At 54.0% G+C, this 26,701-nt stretch carries 19 protein-coding genes and 1 tRNA gene; 8 read left to right on the top strand and 12 right to left on the bottom strand.

Annotation, left to right across the window (positions count from 1 at the left end; translation table 11 throughout):
- Nucleotides 1-76 precede the first annotated feature (76 nt).
- Complete coding sequence (locus tag AABA21_RS21740; RefSeq protein ID WP_338253628.1) at nucleotides 77-991, bottom strand: fumarylacetoacetate hydrolase family protein; 915 nt, start codon at nucleotides 989-991, stop codon at nucleotides 77-79.
- Nucleotides 992-1,269: 278 nt separating this feature from the next.
- On the opposite strand from AABA21_RS21740, the gene AABA21_RS21735 reads away from it, so the two are divergent.
- Entirely contained in the window at nucleotides 1,270-3,690 is a 2,421-nt protein-coding gene (locus tag AABA21_RS21735) for an ArnT family glycosyltransferase (RefSeq protein WP_338253626.1), read from the top strand.
- A 21-nt stretch (nucleotides 3,691-3,711) separates the two neighbouring features.
- On the opposite strand, the gene aroE is transcribed toward AABA21_RS21735, so the two are convergent.
- Nucleotides 3,712-4,587 (bottom strand): shikimate dehydrogenase, encoded by an 876-nt coding sequence (gene aroE, locus AABA21_RS21730; RefSeq protein ID WP_338253624.1) that lies wholly within the window; start codon nucleotides 4,585-4,587, stop codon nucleotides 3,712-3,714.
- A gap of 790 nt (nucleotides 4,588-5,377) precedes the next feature.
- Here aroE and AABA21_RS21725 point away from each other — a divergent pair.
- Nucleotides 5,378-6,151, top strand: coding sequence for an NUDIX hydrolase (locus tag AABA21_RS21725; RefSeq protein ID WP_338253623.1), 774 nt, complete (start codon nucleotides 5,378-5,380; stop codon nucleotides 6,149-6,151).
- A 43-nt stretch (nucleotides 6,152-6,194) separates the two neighbouring features.
- Complete coding sequence (locus tag AABA21_RS21720; protein ID WP_338253622.1) at nucleotides 6,195-6,995, top strand: MBL fold metallo-hydrolase; 801 nt, start codon at nucleotides 6,195-6,197, stop codon at nucleotides 6,993-6,995.
- Nucleotides 6,996-7,095: 100 nt separating this feature from the next.
- Here AABA21_RS21720 and AABA21_RS21715 read toward each other — a convergent pair whose 3' ends face one another.
- Entirely contained in the window at nucleotides 7,096-8,793 is a 1,698-nt protein-coding gene (locus AABA21_RS21715; RefSeq protein WP_338253621.1) for an ABC1 kinase family protein, read from the bottom strand.
- Nucleotides 8,794-9,039: 246 nt separating this feature from the next.
- Here AABA21_RS21715 and AABA21_RS21710 point away from each other — a divergent pair, with 246 nt between their 5' ends.
- Entirely contained in the window at nucleotides 9,040-11,721 is a 2,682-nt protein-coding gene (locus AABA21_RS21710; RefSeq protein WP_338253620.1) for a M1 family aminopeptidase, read from the top strand.
- A 358-nt stretch (nucleotides 11,722-12,079) separates the two neighbouring features.
- Nucleotides 12,080-13,027 (top strand): ZIP family metal transporter, encoded by a 948-nt coding sequence (locus AABA21_RS21705; RefSeq protein ID WP_338253618.1) that lies wholly within the window; start codon nucleotides 12,080-12,082, stop codon nucleotides 13,025-13,027.
- 200 nt (nucleotides 13,028-13,227) lie between these two features.
- Here the strand turns inward: AABA21_RS21705 and pepE are convergent, their stop codons facing one another.
- Nucleotides 13,228-13,971 (bottom strand): dipeptidase PepE, encoded by a 744-nt coding sequence (gene pepE / locus AABA21_RS21700; RefSeq protein ID WP_338253617.1) that lies wholly within the window; start codon nucleotides 13,969-13,971, stop codon nucleotides 13,228-13,230.
- 168 nt (nucleotides 13,972-14,139) lie between these two features.
- On the opposite strand from pepE, the gene AABA21_RS21695 reads away from it, so the two are divergent.
- Nucleotides 14,140-14,216, top strand: a tRNA-Glu gene (locus tag AABA21_RS21695).
- A 238-nt stretch (nucleotides 14,217-14,454) separates the two neighbouring features.
- On the opposite strand, the gene AABA21_RS21690 is transcribed toward AABA21_RS21695, so the two are convergent.
- The 5 genes from AABA21_RS21690 to AABA21_RS21670 form a co-directional block, all read right to left on the bottom strand.
- Nucleotides 14,455-15,762: a thymidine phosphorylase gene (locus tag AABA21_RS21690; RefSeq protein WP_338253615.1), complete on the bottom strand. Its 1,308-nt coding sequence runs from the start codon at nucleotides 15,760-15,762 to the stop codon at nucleotides 14,455-14,457.
- 89 nt (nucleotides 15,763-15,851) lie between these two features.
- Nucleotides 15,852-16,601: a zinc ribbon domain-containing protein gene (locus tag AABA21_RS21685; protein ID WP_338253613.1), complete on the bottom strand. Its 750-nt coding sequence runs from the start codon at nucleotides 16,599-16,601 to the stop codon at nucleotides 15,852-15,854.
- Nucleotides 16,602-16,842: 241 nt separating this feature from the next.
- Nucleotides 16,843-17,739 (bottom strand): transcription termination factor Rho, encoded by an 897-nt coding sequence (gene rho, locus AABA21_RS21680; protein ID WP_338253611.1) that lies wholly within the window; start codon nucleotides 17,737-17,739, stop codon nucleotides 16,843-16,845.
- A gap of 61 nt (nucleotides 17,740-17,800) precedes the next feature.
- Nucleotides 17,801-18,634 carry an ATP-binding protein gene (locus AABA21_RS21675; protein WP_338253610.1) on the bottom strand — a complete coding sequence of 278 codons (834 nt, stop codon included), beginning with the start codon at nucleotides 18,632-18,634 and terminating at the stop codon, nucleotides 17,801-17,803.
- A 166-nt stretch (nucleotides 18,635-18,800) separates the two neighbouring features.
- Nucleotides 18,801-20,921, bottom strand: a complete 2,121-nt coding sequence (locus AABA21_RS21670; protein WP_338253609.1) for a MerR family transcriptional regulator — start codon at nucleotides 20,919-20,921, stop codon at nucleotides 18,801-18,803.
- 673 nt (nucleotides 20,922-21,594) lie between these two features.
- Between AABA21_RS21670 and AABA21_RS21665 the strand changes: the two genes are divergently transcribed.
- Nucleotides 21,595-22,263, top strand: a complete 669-nt coding sequence (locus AABA21_RS21665; protein ID WP_338253607.1) for an RNA polymerase sigma factor — start codon at nucleotides 21,595-21,597, stop codon at nucleotides 22,261-22,263.
- 85 nt (nucleotides 22,264-22,348) lie between these two features.
- Here the strand turns inward: AABA21_RS21665 and AABA21_RS21660 are convergent, their stop codons facing one another.
- Genes AABA21_RS21660 through AABA21_RS21650 form a run of 3 tightly spaced genes read right to left on the bottom strand, consistent with a single transcriptional unit; the run spans nucleotide 22,349 to nucleotide 25,229 of the window.
- The gene (locus AABA21_RS21660; RefSeq protein ID WP_338253604.1) at nucleotides 22,349-23,020 is read right to left on the bottom strand and encodes an AAA family ATPase; all 672 of its coding nucleotides are present in this window, start codon (nucleotides 23,018-23,020) and stop codon (nucleotides 22,349-22,351) included.
- Nucleotides 23,021-23,062: 42 nt separating this feature from the next.
- Nucleotides 23,063-24,475: a GAF domain-containing protein gene (locus AABA21_RS21655; protein ID WP_338253602.1), complete on the bottom strand. Its 1,413-nt coding sequence runs from the start codon at nucleotides 24,473-24,475 to the stop codon at nucleotides 23,063-23,065.
- Nucleotides 24,363-25,229 carry a MerR family transcriptional regulator gene (locus AABA21_RS21650; RefSeq protein WP_338253600.1) on the bottom strand — a complete coding sequence of 289 codons (867 nt, stop codon included), beginning with the start codon at nucleotides 25,227-25,229 and terminating at the stop codon, nucleotides 24,363-24,365. The genes AABA21_RS21655 and AABA21_RS21650 overlap by 113 nt, the downstream gene beginning before the upstream one ends.
- 597 nt (nucleotides 25,230-25,826) lie before the next feature.
- Between AABA21_RS21650 and AABA21_RS21645 the strand changes: the two genes are divergently transcribed.
- Nucleotides 25,827-26,504, top strand: a complete 678-nt coding sequence (locus AABA21_RS21645) for a hypothetical protein (protein ID WP_338253598.1) — start codon at nucleotides 25,827-25,829, stop codon at nucleotides 26,502-26,504.
- Nucleotides 26,505-26,701 lie beyond the last annotated feature (197 nt).

The raw sequence follows: 26,701 nt of genomic DNA, 5'->3' as shown, positions 1-26,701 counted from the left end.
AAATAATAAAGCCCGGCGGCACGCTGCGCATGCCGCCGGGCTTTATTGTTCAGGTTGATCCAGGCGCGACGATACTTTAGCTTGCGACGATGGGGTTGCGCAGCGTGCCGATGCCTTCGATCTCTGATTCCATGGTGTCGCCGGGCTGTAAGAATTCCGGAGGAACACGGGAGAAGCCGACACCGCTGGGAGTGCCGGTCGCGATGATATCACCGGCCTCCAGGGTCATGCCCCTCGATAGCGTGACGATCATATCTGGAATAGAAAAGATCATCTGCTTCGTGTTGCCATCCTGCTTTATCTCGCCATTGACGCGCAAGCGCAGGGCCAGGTTGTGCGGATCACCGATCTCATCGGCCGTGACGATCCAGGGTCCCATGGGACATGAGCCGTCGAGGCTCTTGCCTTTGAAGAATTGTTTATGGCGCGACTGCAGATCGCGGGCCGTAACATCGTTGAGGACCGTATAGCCAAAGACATAGGACATGGCGTCGTCTTCGCGAATATTTTTGCCCGTTTTGCCCAGGATCACGCCCAGCTCAACCTCCCAATCGATCTTTGTGGAGACCGCGGGATCAATGGCGATCTCTCCGTAGGGTCCATTCACGGTCGTGGGGGCTTTGGTAAACATGACCGGTTGCGTAGGAGGTTCGCCACCGTGGTCACGCAGGGCGGCGGTCTCCTTCGCATGCTCGGTATAGTTGACCGCCAGGCACATAATATTTTTTGTGGGGCGTGGGATCGGCGCGGCCAGCGTGACGTCGCGCAAGGCATAGCTGGCTTCTCCCAGTTTTCCTTGCTCGGCTACCTGTATGATGGATTGCAGGTTCTCTTTAGCCGTCGCATAATGTTCAATGATACCCTGCACGGAATCAGGACTTGAGAGTTGAAGTAGCGCGCAGGCGGCGGGAATATCCAGGACGGTCTCCTGTACAACCACGCCCGGCCGGATCGCGGTGTTTCCCTGGCTGGAAAAGCTGACCAGTTTCACGTAAAATCTCTCCTTCAATGGAATTCGTATCTGCCCATTATTCTACAATATTCGTCTGTGGGGTGTGTGGTGGGTTACGTCCGCCCACCACACACCCCACAGACGAATATCAAAAAGCCTTGATGCGGAAGAACTTTGACATGCCTCACGGTGACGTTTATAATAGTCGTGCTCGTATTGTGCTCTATGGTTTGCCTATGACTTTTAATGTATTATGTGTTAACATGCATATGTAAATTAACGATGGCTGGTTGGTATGACGGGGATATGGATCTGTTATGAAGTGGTTGGTTATGCATAGATGGTGGAAGGTGGGTGGACTGATATTGCTGGCTTTGCTGCTGGTATTGATCGATCGCGTCTGCTACCAGGTGACGGTACCTGTCACTTTGGAGGTGCGCCACCAGACCTTAACTGTTGATGTCGATGGTTCCGGGTTAAAGGTGGGCGCGATCGCCGCGCCACGCGTTCTCTTGCTATCCAATGGCAGCCCGGTTGTCCATGAGTATCAGATAGATGGAACGGACAGTACCAATAATTTTACGCTCAATCAATCCTACTTTGAGCAGCTAGCGAGCACTCTATACTACCGCTTTCAGGCCTGGATGCGCGATTTCGGTGGGACGAGCGTCTGGCGTGATGTTCAGATAGTGCAATCTCAACGTGTAATACGCACCATCGCGCAGCCCACGTCAACCATGTCTGTTCCATTGCCCTCAGCAGCCTCTTTCGATGTTCATCTGCAGCTGCAGCGACCAGAGACGCCACGCACCATAGATGTGACTATGGCTGATCATACGACTATCCATATTACGTTGGATCGCAACGATCGTTATATTCGCATTACGCGAAGTCCCCAGAATCTCATGGGGGGAGCGGATATCGAGGTTGCACGGGCATTTTTTCCACAAAACCCCTGGCCGTTTGCCGCCATGGTCGTTAGCTTTCTGGCACGCACCTGCCTGTGGGCACTGGCTATACTGGTGTTGGTGTTGTTGGGAGACGCGCTGAGCGCGAGCCTGTGGCATGGCGTTATTGGTTCCTGGCTGACCCGGCTGAGACGCAGAAAGCCTGAGTTAGAGGGCGCAGATGTGGTTTTGGAGGATCAGAAGCCGGGCCTGATACGGCGTGGCTGGTGTGGCATGACGGCGGCCATCCATCCCGTTGCCCTGCTCTTTCTGGTGGCCTCGCTGATCTTTGTGTTGTGGATCGCGCTGGTAGAGTACCATGGGGAGCCGCATATCTATGACGCGAGCGCGTACCTTTTCGCCGCGAAAACCTATGCCCATGGTCAGCTGTCCGCCCCTCTCCCACCTGTGCCCAACCTTTTTCCGGGTCCCTTCGTGCTGCAATTTGACGGCAAGTGGTTCGCGCAGTATCCTCCAGGGACCGCGCTGACGCTGGTGCCTGGTATCTGGCTCGGCGTGCCATGGGCCGTAGAGCCCATCTGTGGTACCCTGGCCCTGCTGGGCTGTGGACTGGTGCTGGGACGGCTGTATGGTCGGACGGTGGCGACGCTGGCTATCGTGCTGGGGACGCTCTCCCCCTTCTATAGCTATCTGTCCGCCAGCTATTTGAGCCATACCATCGCCCTGCTGTACCTGGTCTGGGGTTGGTGGGCCCTGCTCCGTTTCATGCAGGGTAGACGATCGCGGTGGAACCTCTACCTGGCTGTCGTTTGCTTTGGCCTGGGCGCCCTTACGCGTGACCTGGTCGGCATTCTATGGATCTTCCTGGTGGTCATAGGCTGCATCGTTATTAACCAATCACGCATCCGGCATAACTGGCGCGCCTGGCGCAGATGGATCACACCAGCATTGATCGTGCTGGGACTGGCGTGCTGCTTTGGGGCGATCAGCGTGTGCTACAACCTCTACCTTACCCACAATGCCCTGACCTCGCCACGTACCCTCTTTTATGCGCCTGATCGCTGGGGCTTCGGTATGGGTATCGGCTTTTATGGTCAGCACACGCTGGCGGCCGGCCTGATTAATCTGGATGAGCTCTTAACCAGCCTGGCAACTGATCTCTATGGCTGGCCATTTTATTTTACGCTGGCTTTTATACCCCTCCCTTTCATCACCGGACGGGCCCGACTGGTCGATTGGATACTCCTGTTCTGCCTGATCACCATGGCCGGCGCTTATATCGGCTATTTTTATCATGGCATCTACCTGGGACCGCGCTACCTCTTTGAGACGCTGCCCTTTCTGCTGGGCCTGACCGTGCGTGGCATCCTGACGCTTGGCTCCCTGGGCATGAAAACCGGTGCGATGGTCTCCTCTTACCTGGGACGGCTGCGACAGCAGCCGCCGGCCTCCATCTCAGTATTATGGAGTCTGGCGACGGTCTTGCTGATCGTATGTCTGGTGGCCTGCAATCTGCTGTATTATCTGCCACGTCAAGCGGTTGTCTATCGCGATTATACGGGCCTGCCGTCCGGCTACAAGGTAGATTTGAACGCCATCTACCATCCGAAGCTGCACCAGGCCGTCGTGGTTACGGACGACCTTTACCTGTATTATCTCGTTCTGTTTCCGTTGAATGATCCTGACCTGCATAGCGATGTCATCTACGCGATGGCCAATGATCCCACCCAGTACGCGCAGTTGCGCGGCGCCTTTCCAGGACGCAGCATCTACCAGCTCAACATTGACGACAATGGCTCGGTACACTATACAAACGTCTCCCCGCCGTAACCATGTTCCTGATGAGCGCTTCTAATCCATCATCAAGGATTTGCGCATGATCTCGACCGGGGCTGGCTGGTTGGTCCACAGCGTAAAGGCCTGCGCGCCCTGATGCAGGAGCATGGAGAGGCCGTTGGCGGTATTGAAGCCCATCAGGCGTGCCTGGCAGAGCAGGTAGGTTTGCGATGGATTATAGATCATGTCGTAGATAAAGGTATCGGGATCAAACTGGGCCAGTGTCTCCACCGGTAATGGGCTGACGTCTTCATGCAGTCCAAGTGAGGTGGCATTGATGATGATCGACGAGGCGCGCGGAATCAAGAACGATGGGTCATTTAAACTAAAGATGGGGCGATCATAAGAGCGCAGCAGATCGGCGGCAAGATGGCGCGCGCGTTCCAGGTTGCGGTTTAAGATGATGAGTTGCTCAACGCCCGCGTCTACCAGCGCGAACGCGGCGGCTCGGGCGGCGCCCCCGGCCCCCAGTAAGACCGCGGTATGGCCGCGCAGTGAGACATGCTCACGACCATCATATGTCTCTACTTCACCCAGGCCATGTTCATGGAGAGCGTGGAGCAGGCCAAGCGCATCGGTATTATAGCCATGGAGATAGTCGTCGCGATGCACGATAGTATTAATGGCCCCGATACGGGCCGCCAGCGGATCAATTTTATCGACCAGCGGTAGGACGGCTTCTTTATGTGGAATGGTGACGTTGGCGCCCAGACAGTCTGGCTCACAGAGAGAGCGGATACGCTCTATGAGCTGCCTGGCAGGCGTATGCCAAAGTTCGTAGCGCGCAGGAATGCCAAGCGCATCAAAGGCAGGCTGCTGGAAGCGCGGCGAAAAAGAGTGCGCTACAGGATCGCCAATTAACCCAACATGCAATTGCTTTGTTGTCTGCATTAACGTTTGCTTCTCAATAGACATCCCAGCACCATTTTTCTATAGTATACCTGTATCAATATGAGGACGTTAACCGTGCCATGGATACATGGATTGTGTCCTGGTCATATATGGAACTCAATGAGCACAAACGCGCTCATCGTTTTTCTTTCAGATTATACCAAAGATAGTCCCTTTATAATATATAACGCAGCGACCTGGCGATAATAGCTCTCCTGGGGACGCTTGTTTTTTTGCGTCCGTGATTGTATCGTGAATATATTAGACCAGACATTTTTAGAATGTGTCTTACTCCCATCACGGGGGAGAGTGAGCGCCCCCGCTCAGGCGGCCGCTGCGCGGCCGCACTTGTGTATTGTGGTGGTGTGGCAGGGCGCGGATGCGCCCTGCCACACCACCACAATACGAGATATCCAGGCACCTGAGGTGCTCATGAGTCCGTTTTGAGGTGTGTATCGGGACGCATCCGCGCCCTGCCACACCACCACAATACGAGATATCCAGGCACCTGAGGTGCTCACGTGCCGACTTGATTTGGTGCACGGGTGCGCGGATGCGCCCCTACCACACCATCACAATACGAGATATCCAGGCACCTGAGGTGCTCATGAGTCCGTTTTGAGTTGGTGCATGGGGTGCGCATCCGCGCACCCCATGCACCAACTCAAAAAACGGGGCGGCCGCGTAGCGGACGCGCAAGTGGGGGCGCTCACGTGCCCCCAGCGTGATGGGAGTAAGACCCATTCTTATTGTCCGTTGAAGTTTTTGGGAAGAAATTGGAGTTTCAGGGATGCCAGTACAACCTCGGCCATCTGCAGCGGTGATGCTGCTTCGAGATACACAGAGCGGTTTAGAAGTCTTCATGGTCAGGCGTTCCACGAAAAGCGCTTTTATGCCTGATGTTTATGTGTTTCCAGGGGGTGTGGTGATGGAGGAGGATCGCGCTATTGAAGCCGCCGCCCGGCTATGCGTGCCGGCTCAGACAACGGCGGCCGATCCTGAGGGGCGCACCAGCCTGGGCCACGGATTGCGCGTAGCGGCCCTGCGGGAACTGTTCGAGGAGGCGAATGTGCTATTGGCCTATACGGCTGAACAGCGCATGCTGGCTATTGACGAGAAGTCATTGGCCCGCTTTATGGACTATCGCCGCCTGTTTCATCAGCAGCAGGGTTCAATGGAGGCGATGTTGAGCAGTGAACGATTGGTGCTGGCCAGCGATCAACTGCACTACTTTTCCCATTGGATCACGCCCGAGGCTTCTCCCAGGCGCTATGATACCCATTTCTTCCTGGCCCAGGCTCCTGGTGAACAGGAAGCGATGTATGATCGCTTAGAGACGAGCGATGGCATATGGATCGGACCGGGTGAAGCCCTTGCCCGTTACGAGGCGGGAACATTCGACCTGGCGTTTCCTACGATCTATCAACTGCGCGAGCTAGCGGTCTATCCAACGCTAGGGGTTGCCCTGGCGGGAGCCGATCGGCAGTGCGTTCGAACGCAGCGACCCGTAATAATAGAAAAAGATGGTCAGACGCAGATTTTATTGCCAGAGGAGCCTGCATAGATAGCTGAAACACGCTCAGTGAGCGGGAATGGAAAATATTATTATGCTTACAGCATATACAACTATCCTGGCGCCCAATGCATCGATGATGACTGGTGCTGGCACCAACACGATTATTGTGGGAGGAGGTATCGAGGGGGCGACGGTGATTGATCCGGGTTGCGACGATCCAGAGCATCTGGAGGCTATCATCCGTGCCGGTGAGCCCAGGGGAGACATTCGTCGCATCCTGATCACGCATGGACATCCCGACCACGTTGGAGGGGCGGAGGCGTTGCGTAAGAGGCTGGGCATGCATATCTATGCTTTCAGCCGCCAGGGTGTTCCCTACGCCGATGAGGAGTTGCCAGATGGCACTCAGATCCCGGCCGGAGATGACTGCTTACGCGCCATCCATACACCGGGGCACCGTTTTGATCATCTGTGCTTTCTCCTTGAGAAGCAACGGATTCTGTTCGCGGGCGACCTGGTAGCGGGGAGTGGTACCGTCGTCATTATCCCGCCCGAGGGTGATATGCAGGCGTACCTCAATTCGCTGCAGCGTCTGCAAGGCATGGATCTGAAAGAGATAGTACCGGCCCATGGGCCGACCATCACCGATCCCCGGCAACTGCTGACCGATTATATCGCCCATCGGCTGCAGCGGGAACAGCAGATCCTGTCGGTTTTGGAGCAATATCCTGAAGGGATCGAGATGATGGCGATCGTGAAACAGATCTACCAGGATGTGGATGAGCGGTTGCACTATATGGCTATGCAATCGGTGAAGGCCCACCTGATCAAGCTTGAGCGGGAGCATAAGGCCCGTATCACCGATGATACCACCTGCTATCCAACTCGCTAAGCCGCCTCGCTCCCAGCGCGGGAGGTGCAGGAGGGCTCGCCGCCCTCCTGCACCCCGGTTTTGGGAACTTTTGAAAAAGTTAGGGATGACTCATAGTGTGCTAGCGCTTCAGGATGGTGCCGAGGGCGGTCAGGCCAGCCAGTCCGAGACAGAACCAGCCAGGGGCATTCAGGTGCAGGTTGGTCAGGTAGATGCCGCCGCCCATAGAGGCCAGGAACATGAAGAAGAGCGCGATGCGTCCACCCCCGGACGTGGCTATAGCTACTCCCGCGGTATTGGTGTTCCTCCCGCGTCTACCTCTGACATTTGGAAAGTTAGATAGCTTGACCTCCATCTGCCCCGAGTCGATACGCGTAATCAGGCTTTCAACCGAGCGTGGCAGGCTGAGCAGGACCTTGCCATTCTCCAATAGTTGCGTCAGGACCTCTTGCATGGTTTCACGCGCCGAATTGGCGTCCAGCCCCATAAATGAGCGCGCGTAGGGGGCCGCGACCTCGATGAAGTTGAAGGTGGGAGCCAGACCCGTGGAGACACCCACCAGGGTGCCGACGGCACGCCCGGTGAAGGCGAACTGGGCTGGAATACGAAAAGGCTGACCATAGAGCAGGTTAACAATGTCCTGCATGATGTCGTCCATCTCCATCTCACGCATCTGTCCCAGAGTCACCCCATGGTATTGCTCCAGGATCATGGCGATGGCTTTTTCGATCGCCACTGGATTGGCACCCTCGCCGATGAAGCCCAGCCGCGCCAGGGCTCCCACCATCATGTGGGCATCGCGGGTAATAAAACCGATAAAGATATCGCGCATTGAGCGCTTCATCCCCTTTGTGATTGAGCCCACCATGCCAAAGTCCAGGAACGCCACCACCGGCTCGTCGGGAGAAGATCCAGCCTTCACAAAGATGTTGCCCGGATGGGGATCGGCATGGAAGAAGCCCGCCTCAAAGAACTGATAGAAATAGGCCTTAACGGTGCGTGTCGCCACCTCTAAGCGATTAATTTTGGCCGCATCCAGGGCCGCGTAATCATTTAATTTGATGCCATCGATCCACTCAATCACCAGCACACGGCGCGTAATATATTCCTCATAGACATTGGGGATATAGACAGTCTGATCATCTTTAAACATCTCTTTAAAGCGTTTCGCATTGGCTGCCTCGGTCACGAAGTCGATTTCTTCATAGACCGTGCGCCGGAATTCGCGATAGAAGCCCTGCAGATCGATAAAGTTGGTATCAACAAAGCGCTTAATGATCCAGATTACAAAGCGCAGGCTATTGAGATCCATAGTCACCAGTTGATCGATATTAGGACGTTGGACCTTGACGGCCACCGTCTCGCCCGTCTTCGCCAGCACCGCCTTGTGGACCTGTCCCAGGGAGGCGGCCGCCGCGCAGGTGGGCTCGATATGGCTGAAGATCTCCTTCACTGGCTTATTATATTCAGCCTCGATGGCCCGCTCCACGTGCTCAAACGGTTCCGGTGGAACCTCGTCCTGTAGGGATGCGAGCACGGCCAGGGCCCGCTCTGGCAGCAGGTCGGCGCGTGTGCTCATAAACTGGCCCAGCTTGATCATCAACACGCCCAGCTTGATGGCAGTCTGACGAAACGCGACCAGCACATCGATCAAGACCTCGATATTCGGTTGTACTTCATAATTGCCCCGTTCACGTGCCCGCACCACGCGACGCCGTTCACGGTAAATAACCCACAGGGTCCATAGCAGCAGCCTGATCACGCGGAAGGAGCGGACAAGCTGCGAAAATCTATTGATTCGGGGTACTTTTCTCTGCATCAAGGCGCCTCTCTAACCCTTTTGACATACTATAGCAGCCACAGTAGATGAAAACCACCGATCTGTCCATATCTTTGCGGCCCTGATCTTTTGTCTACGTAATCATTACGCTTGAGCCATGCTTTAGGGTAGAGTTGTAGCCCACTATGCATTATACTGGTGGAATGCGATGACTGTGTTTGATTATAGTGAATAATCATCATATCATGTAGAGGTAATAACCATTACTAGAGTAGGAGTAACATCTTGTTTACCTGTCATCGTGGGGAAGCGCTTGAACTGGGCAATGGCTATGGCCTGCTCGTGTTTAATGAGCATCACTCCCTACCGTCTCCAAAAGCACGCTCATTTGAGTTTCCTGGTGATCAACTGCATTACGCCCCTGATCGGCCAGCCGATATACAGCATGTGAAGCTGGACATTACGCTGGATTTTGATCAGGAGACGATCAGCGGCACTGCTTATACAACCTTCCGCACGCTGTTTGAAGAGGTACGCAGCATTTCTCTTGACGCCGAAGAATTGCAAATTGAGAAAGTGGCACTTGAGAATGGCGCCCGGCTGGAGTACTCTACCACCAATCGCAAGCTGCTGGTGGTCCTGGATCGGCCGTATAAGCACGGAGAGCAGTTTACCGTCGCAGTCACTTATCAGGCGAGGCCGCGCATCGGTCTGCACTTCATGAAGCCGGTACCCGAAGACCCCACGCGCCCTGTGCACGCGTGGACCTTCGGAGAGCCGCGTTACAACAGTCACTGGTTCCCGTGCCACGACAGCATGGACGATCAGGCGACTTCGGAGATCATCGCTACCGTCCCTGCGGAATTTATTACTATTTCCAATGGCAATTTGCTGGAAGTCAAAGACAATGGCGCTACCAAAACGCACCACTGGCGCCACGACGTTCCCCACGGGGCCTATCTGATCTCGTTGGTGGTGGGAGACTTTGCCGTCATTGAAGATTTCTACAACGGCAAGCCGGTCAACTACTATGTGCGCAAAGATCGCGAGGGTGATGCGACCCTGCTGATGGGCAAGACTCCGAAGATGATGCGCTTCTTCAGTGAGTATATCGGCGTCGAATACCCCTATGACAAGTATGCCCAGACGGTGGTTGAAATTTACACCGGCGCCATGGAGCATACGACCACGACGACGCATAGCTTCTCTCTTCTTCCGGATGAGCGTGCCGCGTTGGATATGGATGTGGTGCCGGTGGTGGCCCATGAACTGGCTCACCAGTGGTTTGGCGATCTGCTGACCTGCCGCGACCTGGCCAATGCATGGCTCAAAGAGGGTTTTGCCACCTACTTCGAGCAGATGTGGGAGGAGTACGACCTCGGCAATGACGAGTTTAAATACTCGATGCTGCAGGAGAAGCAGGGGTATCTGGATGAGGATAGCCACTATCGCCGCCCCATCGTCTATCATGTGTACCATGATCGCGGCTTTGAGCTGTTTGATGGCCACCTGTATAACAAAGGCGCCTGGGTCCTGCATATGCTACGCCACCGCCTGACCGATCAGGGTTTCCGCCGTGGCATGAAGGCGTATGTCGAGAAGTATCGCGGCAAATCGGTGGTGACGGCCGATCTCCTGCGCACCCTTGAAGAGGTGACAGGACACAGCCTGGAGCGTTTCTTCCAGCAGTGGGTACATGGCGGCGGTCATCCCGAATTAGAGGTGAACTATAGCTGGGACGTTGAGCGTAAGCTGGCGAAGGTCAAGGTCAAACAGACCCAGAAAGTCGACGAGCTGACCGCCTGCTTCTATATGCCGCTCGATCTCGCCTTTACTGTGCCCACTTCGGATGAAGAGGCCAGAAAGGAAGATAGCACGCAGACCCGCACCGTGACGATGCAGGTCCAGCTTGGCGAAGATGGGCAGACAGAGCAGAGCTTCTATCTCCCCCTGGAGCGTGAGCCGGTGCTGGTACGCGTTGATCCGGACGGCTGGCTGCTGAAGACCCTCAAGTTTGAGCGCTCCAACCGGATGCTGCGCTACCAGTTGGCCCACGATCCCGACGTGCTGGGCCGGGTAGAGGCGGCGCAGGAACTGGCCAAACAGAAGGACGAGGGCAGCCTGAAGGCCCTGGTCTCCGCGCTCAATAACGATCCCTTCTGGGGTGTACGCGTCACGGCCGCCAGAGCCCTGGCGACTGTAGGAAACGAGCAGGCGCAGAGCGCCCTGATCGACTCGCTGGAGAAGCTGGATCCCAGCAAATCCTCGAAGGTGCGCGCGGCGGTGGTAAACGCGCTGGGCAAGTTCCAGGCACCGCAGCAGGCTGATCTGGCGCGTCGTTCCGCAGAAGCCCTGCGTGCTCTCCTGAGCAAGGGAGATATCAGCTACATGGTCGAAGCCAATGCCGCCGAGGCGCTGGGCCGTACCCGTACCGAAGGCGTTGTTGATTTTCTGACCGGTTTGCTGGATCGTCCGAGCTGGATGAACCATGTGCAGCGCGGTATCTTCAGCGGCCTCGGCCATAGCGGTGAAGATCGCGTCGTAGACATCATGGCCGAGTACGCTGGCAGCGATCACAACCATCCCACCCTGCGCCGTGCGGCCGCCGTGGGTCTGTTGGCGGTGGGGCAGCAACGGGCTCTATACAGCGAGGGGGCTCGTGAGCGCGCCGTCACGGCTCTGATCCATATCCTTGAGCATGATAGCTGGGCGCCCACGCGCGCAACGGCGGCTCGAGCCCTGGCAGCATTTGGCGACAAACGCGCCATCCCCTTCCTGAAGAGTGCGGCCGATACCGAACTGGACTCGGGTGCCCAGCGTAATTACCTGGTTGCCGCCCAGACGCTCGGCACCGAAGGTAAAGACGAAGCCCAGCTCAAGCAGCTGCGCAGCGATCTGGATGAGGTCCGTGAAGAGAACCGCAAGCTGCGCGAGCAACTGTCAGGCATCGAAGCCAGGCTGAAATAAAACCTGCCTGTGTAAGGCGCTGACCTCATAAATAAAGAGATGAGGGAGTTCCACTGCTAAGCAAACTTAGCAGTGGAACTCCCTCATCTCTTTTTCTTGTATAGTGGTTGATGCATTCAATTTTTTTTAATAAAAAGCAGCGTAGTTTTTCACATGCGATTAGCCCCGTACGTACTGTCGCAGCAATCAACCAAACGTTACAATTATCAACCTTTATATAGTTCTCACCATACATTTCGGGGATGCAGGTCTTGATTTTGGTATTAGGCTGTGCTAATATCCGAGTGGGTGACTAGGATATTAGTTATGCCAGAATCGTTACTATCCATCTCATGAAGGTGGATGAAAGGAATCACTCGTGCCTACCGGAACCATTATTTTGCTCGGTGCTTTTGCCGGTCTAACAATCTACCTGGGTCTTCCTCTGGCGTTCTTTAAGCGTGCCCCACAGTTGCTGAAAGCTTTTCTTAGTATGGTGGCGACAGGTGTGCTTGTGTTCTTGCTCTACGATGTTGTGGGGAAAGCCAGTGAACCGATTAATGAGCTGATTGACCAGGTGCACTCGCATAATACTGGTGGTGCCTCGCTGATCCTGGATGTTGTTTTGATGTTGTTGGGCCTGATCGTTGGCTTGATGGGATTGGTGTATTTCAATAAATTTGTGATTGGACGTCTGAAGTGGAGCAAAAATCAGGCGGCAACAGGGTCTACTCCTGTTCCCACCTCTCAGATCGCCCTGGCTAGCGTCGGAGCCAATGAGTTAGAGGCGGCCGACCAGGCGAACAAGGGCAAGTCTAAGGTAGCGGTAACCGAGCCTGTCACGAGCGTGGCGGCGCCTGCTCCTTCGAGAGATCTGGCCCCGGCGACGCTGTCTCTGATTATCGCCATCGGCATCGGCTTCCATAACTTCTCGGAGGGACTGGCCATCGGGCAATCGGCGGCCGCGGGCGCGCTGCAACTGGCAACCATCCTCATCATCGGTTTTGGTTTGCATAATATGACCGAAGGCTTTGGCATCGCCGGACCCCTGACGGGTCAGCGCGTGTCCTGGAAATTCATCGCCATGCTCGGTCTGATCGGTGGTGGTCCAACGTTCCTGGGTACTGTGTTCGGCATCGCTTTCCACTCCACCGAGGTTTTTATCTTCTGCCTGGCCCTGGCCGCGGGCGCCATTATCTATGTGGTTGCCGAACTGTTTGGTGTGGCCAAGAAGGTGCGCGCCCCCGAAATCGTTATGTGGGGCCTGCTACTCGGCTTCATCCTGGGCTACCTGACGGACCTGATCGTCACCTACGCGGGAGCATAAGCTTTGCATAAAATTATCCTCGCAGGCTTGAATGTCATCGTATACAGATAGTATTCCTGGTGATCGATTTCCGACAAACGAGACAGAACAAAACGGCAGGCGCAATTTGCGCCTGCCGTTTTGTTCTGTCTGACGTTCAGACTTCCCGAAGAAGCAATTTGATCCTATGAGCATTTGATCCTATGAGCATAGGATATGGTTTACGACCGGCTCTGGTCAAAGGTCGTTGGCAGGGTGAGCAGCCAGGATAGATCTGAGCCGGGTTGGTATTCCTGGGGCTCGGTGTCGCGCCTGAAGATGCGGGCGGCGGTTAGACCTTCCAATTTCAGAGATGCGCCGCGCTTGCGCAGCCAGGAGCCCTCGCGCAGCCCCACTACGGGCACATCATTCTCATCCAGAAACTCCAGAAGTCTCTGCTCACGAGTCTCGCCCATGTGTGTCGAGCCGGCTGGCGGATCCTGATAGTGCGGATTGATCTGAAAAGGAATGAGGCCGAATGAGGTGAATGAGGCGGGCTGCACGATGGGCATGTCGTTGGTAGTGCGCAGGCTGGGACAGGCCATGTTGGTACCGGCGCTGGAGCCCATGTAGCGTAGCTCACCGCGTGTCACTCGTTCGCGTACGATGTTGAGCACATCTAGCTGATGCAGCGTCTTGAGCAGGCGAAAGGTATTGCCGCCTCCCACAAATAGGACCTCGGCATCGCGCAGGGCCGCGACCGGCCGGTCTACCGTATGCAGTCCGGTGACGGTGACGTCGAATGGTTTAAAGGCCTCCTGAATGGTGGCTGTGTAGCTGTCATAGGCGCTGGCCGCCGCCGCGTAGGGCGCGAAATAGATGGCACGTTGTCCGGCGAGAAAATCTATGAGCGCCTCGTGGGCATGTTCCAGCACCCCCATGTTATGTGTTTGAGAATTGCTGAGCAATAAAAGATTGTCTTCCATCGTGTCCTCTCTGTGGTTGTATATATCTATGCTTATTATAAATGATCTGTCGATGTTCTGTTTTTCCTTGCGCCAGGCTCTTGACAAAGGATGGCGGTCATGGCATAATACATGAGCCGTAGGGAGAGTAAGCATTAACAAGTGCTACATACCTATGACATCAAATATGGCGCATTCGTCTAGCGGTTTAGGACATCGCCCTCTCAAGGCGGAGATCACGGGTTCGAATCCCGTATGCGCTACCAGAAGTAAAAAAGGGATCGTGTAAGCGATCTCTTTTTTTATTAGCGTGCCTGGGCGGCTCCGCACGGGCGTCCGCGTGCGCGGCGGCAACCGGTATATATAATAGTGCCACAGAAGCGCGAATGCGCTCCTGTGGCACTATTATATATGGCTGTACATACCAGAGGTGTTCTGGAAGCAGCGCGCCCTGCGGCACCATTCGCTTTGTGTATTGAAGTTTCCTGGTTCTGTCGGGTGAACTCAGGGGCGGATGATGTCGTGGATCAGGGGTTGGGTCTGGATGGGGCTTTCGCTCCATTGATAGCAGGCGATCAGTGATGACTGTATATCATGGGCCTCCTGTTCGTCGCGGGCATGGATCTCAATCAGTGGATCGCCAGCCGCCAGGTGGTCACCTGCTTTGGCTTGCAGGATCAGACCGGTGCGGTGATCGATTGGGTCGCCCTTCTTGAAGCGTCCCGCGCCCAGGTGCATGCTGGCCACCCCGATGCCTTCGGCGTTGATGGTGGCTATGTAGCCGCCGCGCGGAGACTTCAGCATGGTTTTGATCGGCGCGGTCGGTAGCAGTTCGGGTTGCTCAATCTGTCTGGGATTGCCACCCTGGGCGGCGATAACCTCCGCCAGCTTTTTGACGGCGGCCCCCGATTGGATCGCCTGTGCCACTATCTGGTTTGCAGCTGTCTCGTCGGTTGCCTTACCGGTCATCATCAGCAGTTCCGCCGCCTCGTGGTAGCAGAGCTCGGATACATCGGCTGGTCCCTGTCCGCGCAGGATATCGATGGCTTCTCTCAGTTCTATGGCGTTGCCGATGGCGCGTCCCAGCGGCTGCTCCATCGAGGTGATCGCGGCTACTGTATGCAGTCCCGCTGCGCGTCCAATTTCAACCATAGCATGCGCCAGCTGCCGGGCCTGTTCGATCGTCTTCATGAAGGCGCCTGAGCCAAATTTAACGTCCAGCAGCAGGTGGGAGGCGCCAACGGCCAGTTTCTTACTCATGATGCTGGAGGCGATCAATGGGATGCTCTCGATGGTGCCGGTAACGTCGCGCAGGGCGTAGAGCTTGCCGTCGGCTGGCGCCAGTTCGCTGGACTGGCCGGCCAGCACGATCTGGTGCTCTTGCAGGATACGCATAAATTCGTCGCGCGTCAGCTCTACGTGAAATCCATCGACGGACTCCAATTTATCGACGGTGCCGCCGGTATGGCCCAGGCCGCGACCGGTCATCTTGCCCACGGCGACCCCGCAGGCCGCGACCAGAGGCGCCACGGCCAGCGTGACCTTATCGCCTACGCCTCCGGTACTATGTTTGTCTATCACCGGTGAGACCTGTGTATTGACGCGCAGCTGGACGCCTGAGCGAGCCATCGCCAGCGTCAGATCGCTGGTCTCGCGCGAGTCCATACCACGTAGATAAATAGCCATCAACAGAGCAGCCATCTGATAATCAGGGATGCTGCCCTGTGTATAGTGTTCGATCAACCAGGCGATCTCCCCTGTACTGAACGTCCCTCCATCCCTCTTCCTGGTGATAAGTTCAACCGTTTGCATATGTTGTTATTCCACAATTCCAGCTCGCTGCCATAGCAATCAATCAGCCTGCACATCAGTGTGAAAGGATGAGCTGATTGTGTTGGAAGCTATTCAGATACTACGATGCGCACCGCCTCCATGGCGTAGCCGTTATCGGTCTCAATTTGATAGCGCTTCTGTGTCTGGCTGCCCAGGCGTACATTGCGATCAAAGATGAGTTGTCCATTGGTAAACGCATAGAGTGTATGCTCTTGATTATACACACCCTGAATGATGATTGTGTCAAATTTCTTATCGTCAAGATCGTTAAAAGCCTTTAGCAGGGTCGCGACCTGTTGCCATTGGGCGCAGCGCCGATAGAGGATCTGTACCACTTTTTTCGAGCGATAATCGGTATTTTCGTTCACCACTGTATACTCCAGCGCGCCACCGACTAATTGTTTGAGCTGGGCCACGGTATGGGAAGGAAATGGCGCAGGCGGCTCTGGCGCGGGTGGAATAGGAGGCTCGGGTGACCAGCTTCCCTGATCGGGTCTGAATGGTCTGGGCGCCGGACGAGCGGGCGCTGCTGATGGAGCCGATACCGGCTGCGCGGTCCTGGGCGTGGTTGGTGGATAGACCGTCGGCCGAGGTGGCTGTGGCGTGACCGTTGGACGTTCAGGCGGAGCCGGGCGTGATGGGGACGGCGGTGGATAGACGGGCCTCGACTGCTGAGGCGGTGTTGCGGGCCTGGGAGGATAGACCGGACGCTGCGCCGGCTGAAAGACATTTTGTTGTTGTGGGGCGAACGTGCGTCCACAACGAATACAATATTTAGAAGTATCTGGATTTAATCCACCACAATGAGGACAGCGCATAGATTGCTCTCCAGTCTGTTTGCAGACAATATCAAAAGTATTGGACAGGGTCTCTGATACATACAACGTGGGTACGGGCTGTAATATCCAATTGTGCCGGTAAACGGCCGCATGAAAAACTTCTTTTTGGCTGTAGTATATCACAATGGTGGGATCAGTTTGTCCAGTGATAGTTGAGGCCGTCTCACGACGGCCTCAACTATCACTGGACAAACTGATTAACCTTGTTTGAGGATCGCCTCTACGAGCTGGGCATTGGAGGGGTTTTGGCGAAGAGCTGGATGACCTGTTCGACGGCGTCGCGACGAGGAATATCGGCCATGCGGCGGCGAACGATAGACATAGCTCGTAGCTCTTCCGCTGAAAGCAGGCGCTCCTCCTGGCGCGTGCTGGACGTGGTAATGTCGATGGCGGGAAAGATGCGCCGGTCGGCCAGTTCGCGCGAGAGGCGTATCTCAAGATTGCCCGTGCCTTTAAATTCTTCGTAGACAACCTCATCTAGCCGGCTACCAGTCTCAACCAGGCAACTGGCCACAATGGTCAGGCTGCCACCTTCCTCCAGGGCACGAGCGGCTCCGAAGACGCGGCGTCCGATCTCAAGGGCGTGGGCGTCGATGCCGCCCGACAGCGTGCGGCTACCATAGCCTCCACGCTGATTGCGCGGCGTCTGCCACATATCGGTATTCAGATTATGGGCGCGTGCTAAACGCGTCAAAGAATCCAGCAAAATAACAACATCGTGTCCTCGGGCCACTTCGCGCCTGGCGTCCTGCAGGGCCTGCTCAACTATGCGCCCGTGTTTGGAGGACTGCTGATCAAAGCTCGATGCATACATGCGAACCTGGGGGCCGCGCACCTCCATGCGCCAGTCTGTGACCTCCTCTGGCCGCTCATCGACCAGGCATAGATAGAGGCGGGCCTCAGGAAAATTTTGCATGGTTGCTGCCGCGACCTGGCGCAGAATCGTCGTCTTGCCTGCCTGAGGAGGAGCAACGATCAACGCGCGCTGCCCAAAGCCGAGCGGCACCAGAAGATCAATCATGCGTGGCGCTATCGGTTGCTTCCCGGTTTCTAACGTAATACGACGATTAGGATGGATCGGAGTTAGCTTATCAAATGGAGTATGTGTAGATGCCACTCGTCATGGATCTCCTATCAACTACTAGGGGGGATACGTTATTCACACTGTATCACATACGTCAAATCCGCGGCGTATCTACATCTTTTGCCGCTGTGCGGCGTTCATAAGCCTGGCCGGATGTCGGGTGTTCGGTATAAGCAGGTACATACCTTTGGCCTGCGGCATGAATCCCTACCAGATGCTGGTGTTCTTCGGCAGGTCGGAGTAATTGGTCCACTGTAAAACGGCGCACCTGTTCATAGAAGTTGCGTCTGGTACTGTTATTATGGATCACACATATATTGTTTTCGCTAACACCATAACTGGAAAGTAATTGATAAATCAGATGAACCCTGTTGTCCTCATGATAATAACTGCGCAACATCTCTTCTGAGATAAAATGGTCATCCGCATTGGTAGGGTGATAGGCACGCGTATAAACACGATCAACACAGGTATCTAGATCGGCCTCAAAAAAGAGAAAGCAAGCATTCTGTAAGAAACGGGGCTGAAATTGTTGCAGCGCCTGCATATAGTCGTTGCGTGCGAATTCCAGCAAGAGCACAGTACGTGGATGGGTCGCGTAGCGCTGTGCCTCATGTTCAAGATCGTGCAGCACTTCATCCAGAACAGAAAAGTCCAGCACATCAAAGCCGCCGCAGCCGCTTGGTCTGAACTTGCGCTGATCAATGTCCTCCCTGAACTGAGTCAATAAAAAATGATAATCGTTTATATGCGCGGCAGACCAATGATATTTTTTAAGCAACCACTGGATATAATGGGCCGCTGTAGATTTACCGGAACCGGGTCGCCCCAATAAAAAAAGATTGATGGCCATAACTATATATTCTCCCATCTGCCCATCCACCTCTGCTTTAATTAAACTATAAATAATTACAATAGCTCTATCCATTTGAATGGCCGTAAGCCTTGGAGGAAGGAGGGCTGGTACTGCTAATATACACACGTAACGCGTATATGGGATGGGGGGTAACTGTAAAGCGAAAGAGTAAGAGTTATTGGGACGTAGGGGAATATACTTTAGATAGAAAATCATCGTTGAAAAAGCTCAGGAGCGATTAGCGGACCTTTGGAGGGGACCAGCGAATAAAGTTGCGCTGCTCGTAGTCCCAACTGATGACGACATTCCCACCATCTATCTGTCCTTTCACCAGGGCGACATCCAGGGCCGAAGTAATAATCGAACGGACCTCGGGGATGGCATATTCGGGGGCATGCTCACGCAGAATCTCGTCCAGCTTGGAATAAGGGTAAGAGGTGACGCCGAAGCGCATGGTGATATCCGTCATCTCTATCAGGCTTTCGGAGCGGCTCTGCTGATCGGCGAAGACACGCAAGGCGTCCAGCTTATAGGGACCCATGGTCCCGATGCGCAGCCGTTCCGCGTGCTCGCGCGTCTGTTCGAGAGACGTATTCTTGAGCAGGATAAAGAAGCGGTCGGCGTAGATATGGTAGAGCTGGCACTCGGGATATTCTTTGAAGAAGGTGCGGATCTGTTCTTGAATACGCAGGCCGACCTCGCGGGTGAGATTGCGCATCAGGCGTTCACCATATTTGTTGGTCAGGCTCGTATATTTGTCGATGTCCAGCGCGATAAAAGAGACCACTTTATCGTTTAGCTTGTCTTTGCCGCCCTTGCCCCGATTGTTCTGCAGCGGCTTCAACAATCCCTCTACACTTTGATTAAAATCATACTCCGAGGCAAAGCCCTCAAACAGAGTATCGATGACGGCCGGATTTTTGATCATGCTGCCCATATGTTGTGCTACCTGCTGGCGTATCCAGTACGTTTTCAATAGCTCCTCCGCCATGCGGCAGATGACACGCAGCAGACGCTGGTCGTCTTTACTAAAGGCATCGCGCAGGTGGGAGGCTACATGCAGCACGCCTAGCGGCTGCCCATCTTCACCGGAGATAGGCATGGCGATAGAAGAGCGCACAGGCACGTCCAGGTCGCGCAGAATGGCCTGTGTGTCCGAGGCAGGTATATTGGGCTCATAGATGATATGACGGCTATACAGAGCCCTGATAAACGGATAGCTGGTATACTTATCCAGTCCGGCGAGGGGGAGACGGGGAGTATAGAAAGCATCTTGATTCTGAGCCCGCAGCGTCAGATGGCTCATGCTGGCCGGTTGTGAAATATCGCGCGGTAGCAGGATCCAGCAGAAGCGCCAGCGTGGCTGACCCGTGCGCAGCGTGCCCCCCAGTCGGATCACCATATCTGCCAGGCCATTGAGAACCGCGTCCTCATGGTTCATATTGGTGTAGAGGTCAGTGGCGGGATCGATACTATCGCGCGCGCCCGGCCCCAGGGAGGCGCGCACATGTTCTACCTCCGCATAGAGCGGCTCCAGCAGGCGCTGAATCGTTTTTACCACCTCTCTACTTAACGTCAGTGGACTCGTCTCGCGCTGCAGGATGATCAGGGTCTGATCGCATGCCTGTTCGGACTGCGAGATACCGGCGCGCATCTCCTGTAGATGCTCAACGCGAAAATCAGAGGTATATTGAAACCATGGACGAGATGTCAGGAGGGTATGAGATGAGCCGCTCTGACTCAGCCAGCCCACAAGAGATTCCCCCAGGGTCTCCAGATCCTCAATGCGTTGTACCCCCTGCGCGTTAGCGGTGGGCGAAAGGGGCAGGATTAATCCGGCCGTCGTATTGGGGAGATCCTCACAGATCAACTTTAAGGCCAGGCGCAGAGCCCGCGCGATATAAAAGCTCCAGAACAGCTCATCGCGTCCCTGATGAATACGCTGATTGATCGAAAGCTCATCAACCGCTGATAGCCCGGTAAGTGAAGGGATATGATTGGCCGCATTGCTGGCCATCTCAAGCTCTGCCAGCGAACGAATAGTGTGCCAGAGCTTATCGATATCGGCTGGAATATCGCTGGCCGCGTAGCCTGCGTTGATCAATTCACGAATGATGGCCAGCTTATCTAACTCGGTTGGTGTATACAGGCGCCGTCCCTTGGGTCCACCGGGGCGCAGTGGATTCAGGAAACCATATTCTTCCCAGTCACGCAGTTTGTTTTCAGTAATGCCAAATAGCTCGGCTGCGCGGCTAATGGTAACCGTCGCCTCATCACGCCCTTTGTGGATATTCTGCAAGATACGTTCTTGAACATCCGCTTTTTGTAAATGCTCCTGTATTGATTGCTTACTTCGCACATCCATCTTCGCCTCGCTGAAAAAGTGGAGAAAAATTCAGGGCTGATGCAACACAGGTTTAATAGTACCACAATTGTATTAGTTTGTATACCTATTTCAAATAAAAAATATGAGGTTTTTTATCAATGGATAGTTAAAAACTCTGATAGGGTAAGTTTTTCTGATGATAAATGCATGATGACCAGGTAATTTGAAGCTATCGTCAGAAAAGTTAAGAAAGATTACCTTTTGTTATCTGAGGTGCGTAACTTTCTTTCGTGCCATTGACAAAAAAATTCTTCTCAGGTACCATATACTTTAAATATAGCAATTTTCTTCTTAATTGTAAACAATCTTCAGAACAATCCAGGGCCATTTAAAAGTCATTTCTAGCCGCCTTCGGCGGCGGTGGAGGAGGGAGTGAGCGGGGACACCCCGCACCCCGCAAGGGGCTAGCCGCCCCTTGACCCCGCTATTCGTTACTTTTAAATAGCCGTGAGCACAGTCTTCTTTCTGTTGTCGGGGCTGGTGAATATTTACATGTTGTGGGTAGTGCATACAAGATCGAACCAGGGTGGGAAAGGGTGTTGAAGCTCTTTTCGACCGGGATAATGTAGTGATCAACTGTGGATAACGGCGGCGTGCCGGTATTGTAGCGCAGGCGTAGGCAGACAATATTCGGGAGGTCACTTTCATGGCAACAGATGCAACATCTACCCACCAGGGCAGCTACGATATGGCGGATGGGCAAGTGTGGTATGACCTGTATAACTGGTTACTGCCGCTGGTCGAAATGTGGGTGCGCGACTCTCGCGTCTCATCCTGGTATGGTCAGCACCGGGAGATCGCGGAAGACATCGCCCATGAAGCTGTCGTGCGAACATTTCGTTATCAGCAGCGCGCTGCTCGTGGCGAGATGTCTCCCATTGGTTCTATAAAGGCTTTGAGCCGGGTGATCGCGCGCAACTATTTTCGAGATTGGCGTAAAAAGGACTGGTGCCTGGTGCGTCCGACCCTCAACGAGAATGATCAGCAGATATTAGATGTTACGGCGGGACCACATGAGATTGTCGATGCCTCCCAGATTGCGCTGGACCGCTTGATGTTAGACTCAATCATTGTGTCGGTGGCCCGGGTAGTGGCGGGTTTTCCACGCGGTCAGAAAGTGGCCCTGCTGACGGACCTGGCCAATATGTCCGATTTAGATGGTGAGCCGTCGTTGTTAGAGCAGGCCTTGCAGGATGTCGGTCTGCAGTTGAGCGAATACAGGCGACCGCGATCCGAGGACCCGACCATCCGTGGTCGAGATGCCGCCCTGCGCAGCATCGCTTACAAGCGTTTAAAGCAGCAGGTACAGGTATAAAAACGGTTTTGACAGCGTAGAATCTTTCAACGCCTTGCGGGCGAGAGGCAGACTACCTCTCGCCACGCGGGCGTTTCGTTTTTCTTCAGGCATGCGCCAGTTGTTTTAAAGGATCGGCCGGGGCTGGCCGCTCAAACTCGGTGCTGAAGATGTGTTCCGCGAACTGCTCAACCCTGGTCAGTAGCTGCGGGACGCTGCCTGTATTGCGAAACGTCTCGATCGTTTTCGTGATGTGATAGGTTGAGGCCAGCTGGGTGCTGACATAGGGCCAGTTATCATAGCTATAATATGTATGCATAATATAGTCCGAAACGAAGTGCCCGCTATTGGTCTGTGGCCCGGCAATGCGTTGATAAATGCGCTCAATGCACGTATTCAGGTCCGCGTCGACAAAGAATATGTACGCGTCTTGCAAGAAATCGGGACTAAACTGACGCAGGGCCTGGGCGTAGTCGTTGCGCGCGAACTCAATGGTAATGATGCCGTTGTCTTCAAGTGTTGAGAGCGCGCGTACCTGTTGTTCTAACCTCTGCAGGGCCACATCAAAGACCGAAAGATCCAGCACGTCGAAGCCATCATAAGCTGTGCGGCGAAATTGCTCATGGTGTTTTTCATCACGTGACATGCGGTAAAGAATGCCATAGTCATCTATATTCAGGGCTGTATAGCCGTGCTGGCGTGTTACATTCAAAAGATGATAAATTGCCGTTGTCTTGCCACTACCAGGACGCCCTAAAACGAATACCTTTGCTAACATCAATCACACTCCTCCATCTTCCATCTGCGCTTTGGTATGTATCTATTTTTTTTGTTGTTGTTCCTCGCCGGATTGATACGGCATATAGGTCTGGGTGACTGGATCCCAGGCATAGATGATATTGCCCCCGGTATCCGTTCCGAGCTTGAGCGCGAAATCCAACGAATGATAAAGGGTTGCGCGCACATCGGTCACCGACCGCATATGGCGAGGGGATAAAAATTCCGCAAGTTTTTCATATGAATACCAGGTAGCCCCAAGGTGAACCGATATATCTGGTAGCGTTAATGTGCCCCCTGGTAATTCTGATTGCTTGACCGCGATGCTTCCCTCTAGTGCCTTCCGCAGACGTTCCGCGTTGCTTTTGGTACGTTCGAGCGTAAAGCCACGTAGAAGGAGGCAATAGATGCTGCCATAAATATGATAGAGTGTGCAGTTGAAGTGATTGGAGAAAAGTGCTGGTAAGAGATCGTGGATGCGTAAACCAATGGCTTTATTTAGATTATGCAGGGTCGGATCTCCATAACTATTAGCAATCGATTCTTGTACATTACTATCGATATCTATGGCGATAAAAGAGATCTCCTTCACCGGCCCATCGATGTCGGTCGAGGTCATTGGAGCTTGCCCCCGTTCCACCTGCTCTTTGATAGTGGTCAGGATCTCCGCCAGGTCGCGGAGGAAATCGCTCTCGGAAGCAAAATCTTTGAAGAGAGGATCTACCGTAGCAGGATCCTCTAGCATGTCGGTCAGCGTGTCCGCGACCTGCTGTCGAACCTTATAGGTATATAAAAGTTCTTCAGTAATTTTAGCTATAATACGCAGGATGCGCTGATCTTCTTCGTTGAAGGCGTCCTGCTCATTAGAGGTGACATAGAGCACGCCCAGGGGCTGTCCGCTTTCACCACCGATAGGAACCGCGATGTTCGATTGAATGGGACCCTCCAGATCGCGCTGTAGGGTGAGAATATCTTCGCGGGCCAGCTCTGGCCGATAGATGATATGGCTACTCTGGTACGCGCGGATACTCAGGCTGGTCACATGGCGCTCAGGAGAGACCGAGGTGACGCCGACGGTGTGACGTGCCTGCTGGCTCTTGGCTCGTACCACCAGGCTGCGTTGCTGCAGGGGCAGGCTCTGCGTATTGGGCAGGAGAATGCAGCAGTCCTGCCAGCGGTTCTGGCCGCCGGACATTTTGCCGCCCAGGCGAATCGTTGTATTGGCCAGGCTGGTCAGGACCGCATCTGTCAGCTTGGGGGTAAAATCCATTGCTAGCGTAATGACATCCTGCCGACCATCACCCATATAATGCTCCCATTGCTGTTGATCCTCATAGAGGGGTTCAAGCAGGCGCAGCACCGTGCGGATGGCCTTTTCCTGTTGCCGTACATGCTGTATCTCGTCGCGCTGCACCACCACCAGGGTCCGATAGGCGATCGAGCCTGGTAATTGCATACGCAAGTCGGGGGGGGCATAATGGCAGTACAATATAATCGCTGGGATACTCGAAGGACGGGGTGGGGGTCAGAAAGGTAAAGAATGAACCCGTCTGGCCCAGCCAGCCGACCAGCGACGGCCCGACCATGCTGATGTTGGCGGGATCGCGTAGAATCTCATCGGCCTGGTAATCCTGGGCAGGCAGCACGAGGCCAGCGTAAAAGCCCGGGATATTTTCATAGACCAGCAGCAAGGCCAGCCAGAGCACCCGTGAAGCATAGAAGCGCCAGGCGGTAAGATCACGATACGCCAGCGTCACACGCTTATTGATATTATCATCTGGTGATGGTGTAGCTATGGCCGCGGATTGGTTATCCGCCTCTTGTTCGAATATCTGCGCCGATAGCGCGGATGCCGGTAAAGCCAATGCCGACCAGATCTCATTGATATTTGGAGGAATTGCCCCTGGAGTCAGGTGGGCCTCATCAAGCAACTCGCGAATGATCGCGAGCTTGTCTAGCTCAGCAAATGAATACTGTCGTTGGCCTGTAATCTGCCGTGACTCGGTATCTTCTCGTGGGCGTATCGGCTTAATCAACCCCATCTTCTCCCAATCGCGTAGCTGGCTTTCGCTAAAGCCGAAGAGACGCGATGCCCTTCCTATCGTCACTGTGACCTCGTTGCGCCCTCGCTGGATGTTGTGATGAACACGTCGTTGTGCGGCTTCATCTTTAAGATGCCTGGCAATCCGCTGTAGGTTGCGCTCATCCATCACCATGTTCCTTTAAAAAATACAGTGGGAAATAGCCCATGTATTTTGAATTCCTGCCTATCATAACACACGCTCGAATAGCTTGTACACCTGTATATGACGTTTTGGCAAATGGCATATTAAAAAAACTGCCTCTATGCTCGAAAAAAATCACTGTATCCCTGTTTACCTTTCTCTAACTTTCTCTAAAAAGAACGCCGTAGGGTAAGATTTTTTTATGCTTCGGCAGCCCAAATTCAGAATAAAGTCAGGTTAATTTATGGTGAGGTAAGAAAATATGCTGAAATATGGCTGGAAACGCCTGTCTGGACGCTTATAATTATTGATTTTTTTGGATAAAGCTCATAGAAATATCAGCTGATCCTAAGAAAACATTGAATTACTAACTCTAGTATGCTATAAAATTGATAAGGATAAGTCAATAATATGAGATGTTTGAAGTGCTTTATGTGAAGCTTTGTGGGTGTGTGTTGAAGTAAGTAAGTGGTGAAAGCAGAACAAAGCTCAGTAACCAGAAGCAAGCATTAGGTGAGCGCCATATTTAGAAAGGGTTGATGGGTTTCTAAGATAGCCTGTCTTTCCTGGAGGTTACAACTCATGGCTGTCTATCGACCAATGGTACAGACAACTGATCGCCAGGCGGTAAGCGATCGTGTTTGGATTGAGCTCTACAGTACATTACGGCCCTACATCTTAGGTTGGGTCTACTCCTCCGGTGTCACATCGTGGCATGGTCAGGAACATGATATCGCCGACGACATATTGCAAGAGGCGGTCATCCGCACCTTGAAATATACGCGATTGGTAGAAAATGGCATTGGGATGCCGATACACTCCATGACTTGTTTTGGGCGTACCGTGGCACACAATCATTTTCGTGACCTGCGCCGGCGAGAACTGCGGCTCATTCGCCCCACCTCGCAGGATGGAGAGGTTCCTTACCTTTTATCAAATGGAGATGATGTAGACCCCTCTGAAATAGCCCTGGATAGTCTTATGCGCATCTCTGTACTTATGACCCTGGCCCGTATCATCGTTGATTTCCCTGTCAAGCAGCGTACCGCCCTGCTGATAGACCTGGCCAATCACGCTGATTTAAGTGGCGAGACCAGTCAGTTGCTGGCGGCATTTAAGACGGTGGGCATCGATCTACGCGAGTATCGTCGTTCCCCATCTGACGATCCACTGGAGCGGAGCCGCCACGCCGCTTCACTGAGCATGGCCTACAAAAGGTTGCGCCAGACCTTCCAGCTCAAAGAACAGGATTTCTCGTAGAAGTCAGGGCAAGCCTGGCTTCTACGACGGCAATTTTTGTGGGAATAAGGGATGGTGTTGTATGAGGCAGGCGCGCCTGCCTCATACAACACCATCCCTTATTCTATGTGTGGGCCTTCGGCCTCTATTCCTGTGATACAATAGCGGCAGACTAACTTCACCGTTGACGTTAAACGCACTACGAAGGACAAGTTATT

Source organism: Dictyobacter halimunensis (assembly GCF_036245075.1).
This window is presented reverse-complemented; position numbering and strand designations above follow the sequence as displayed.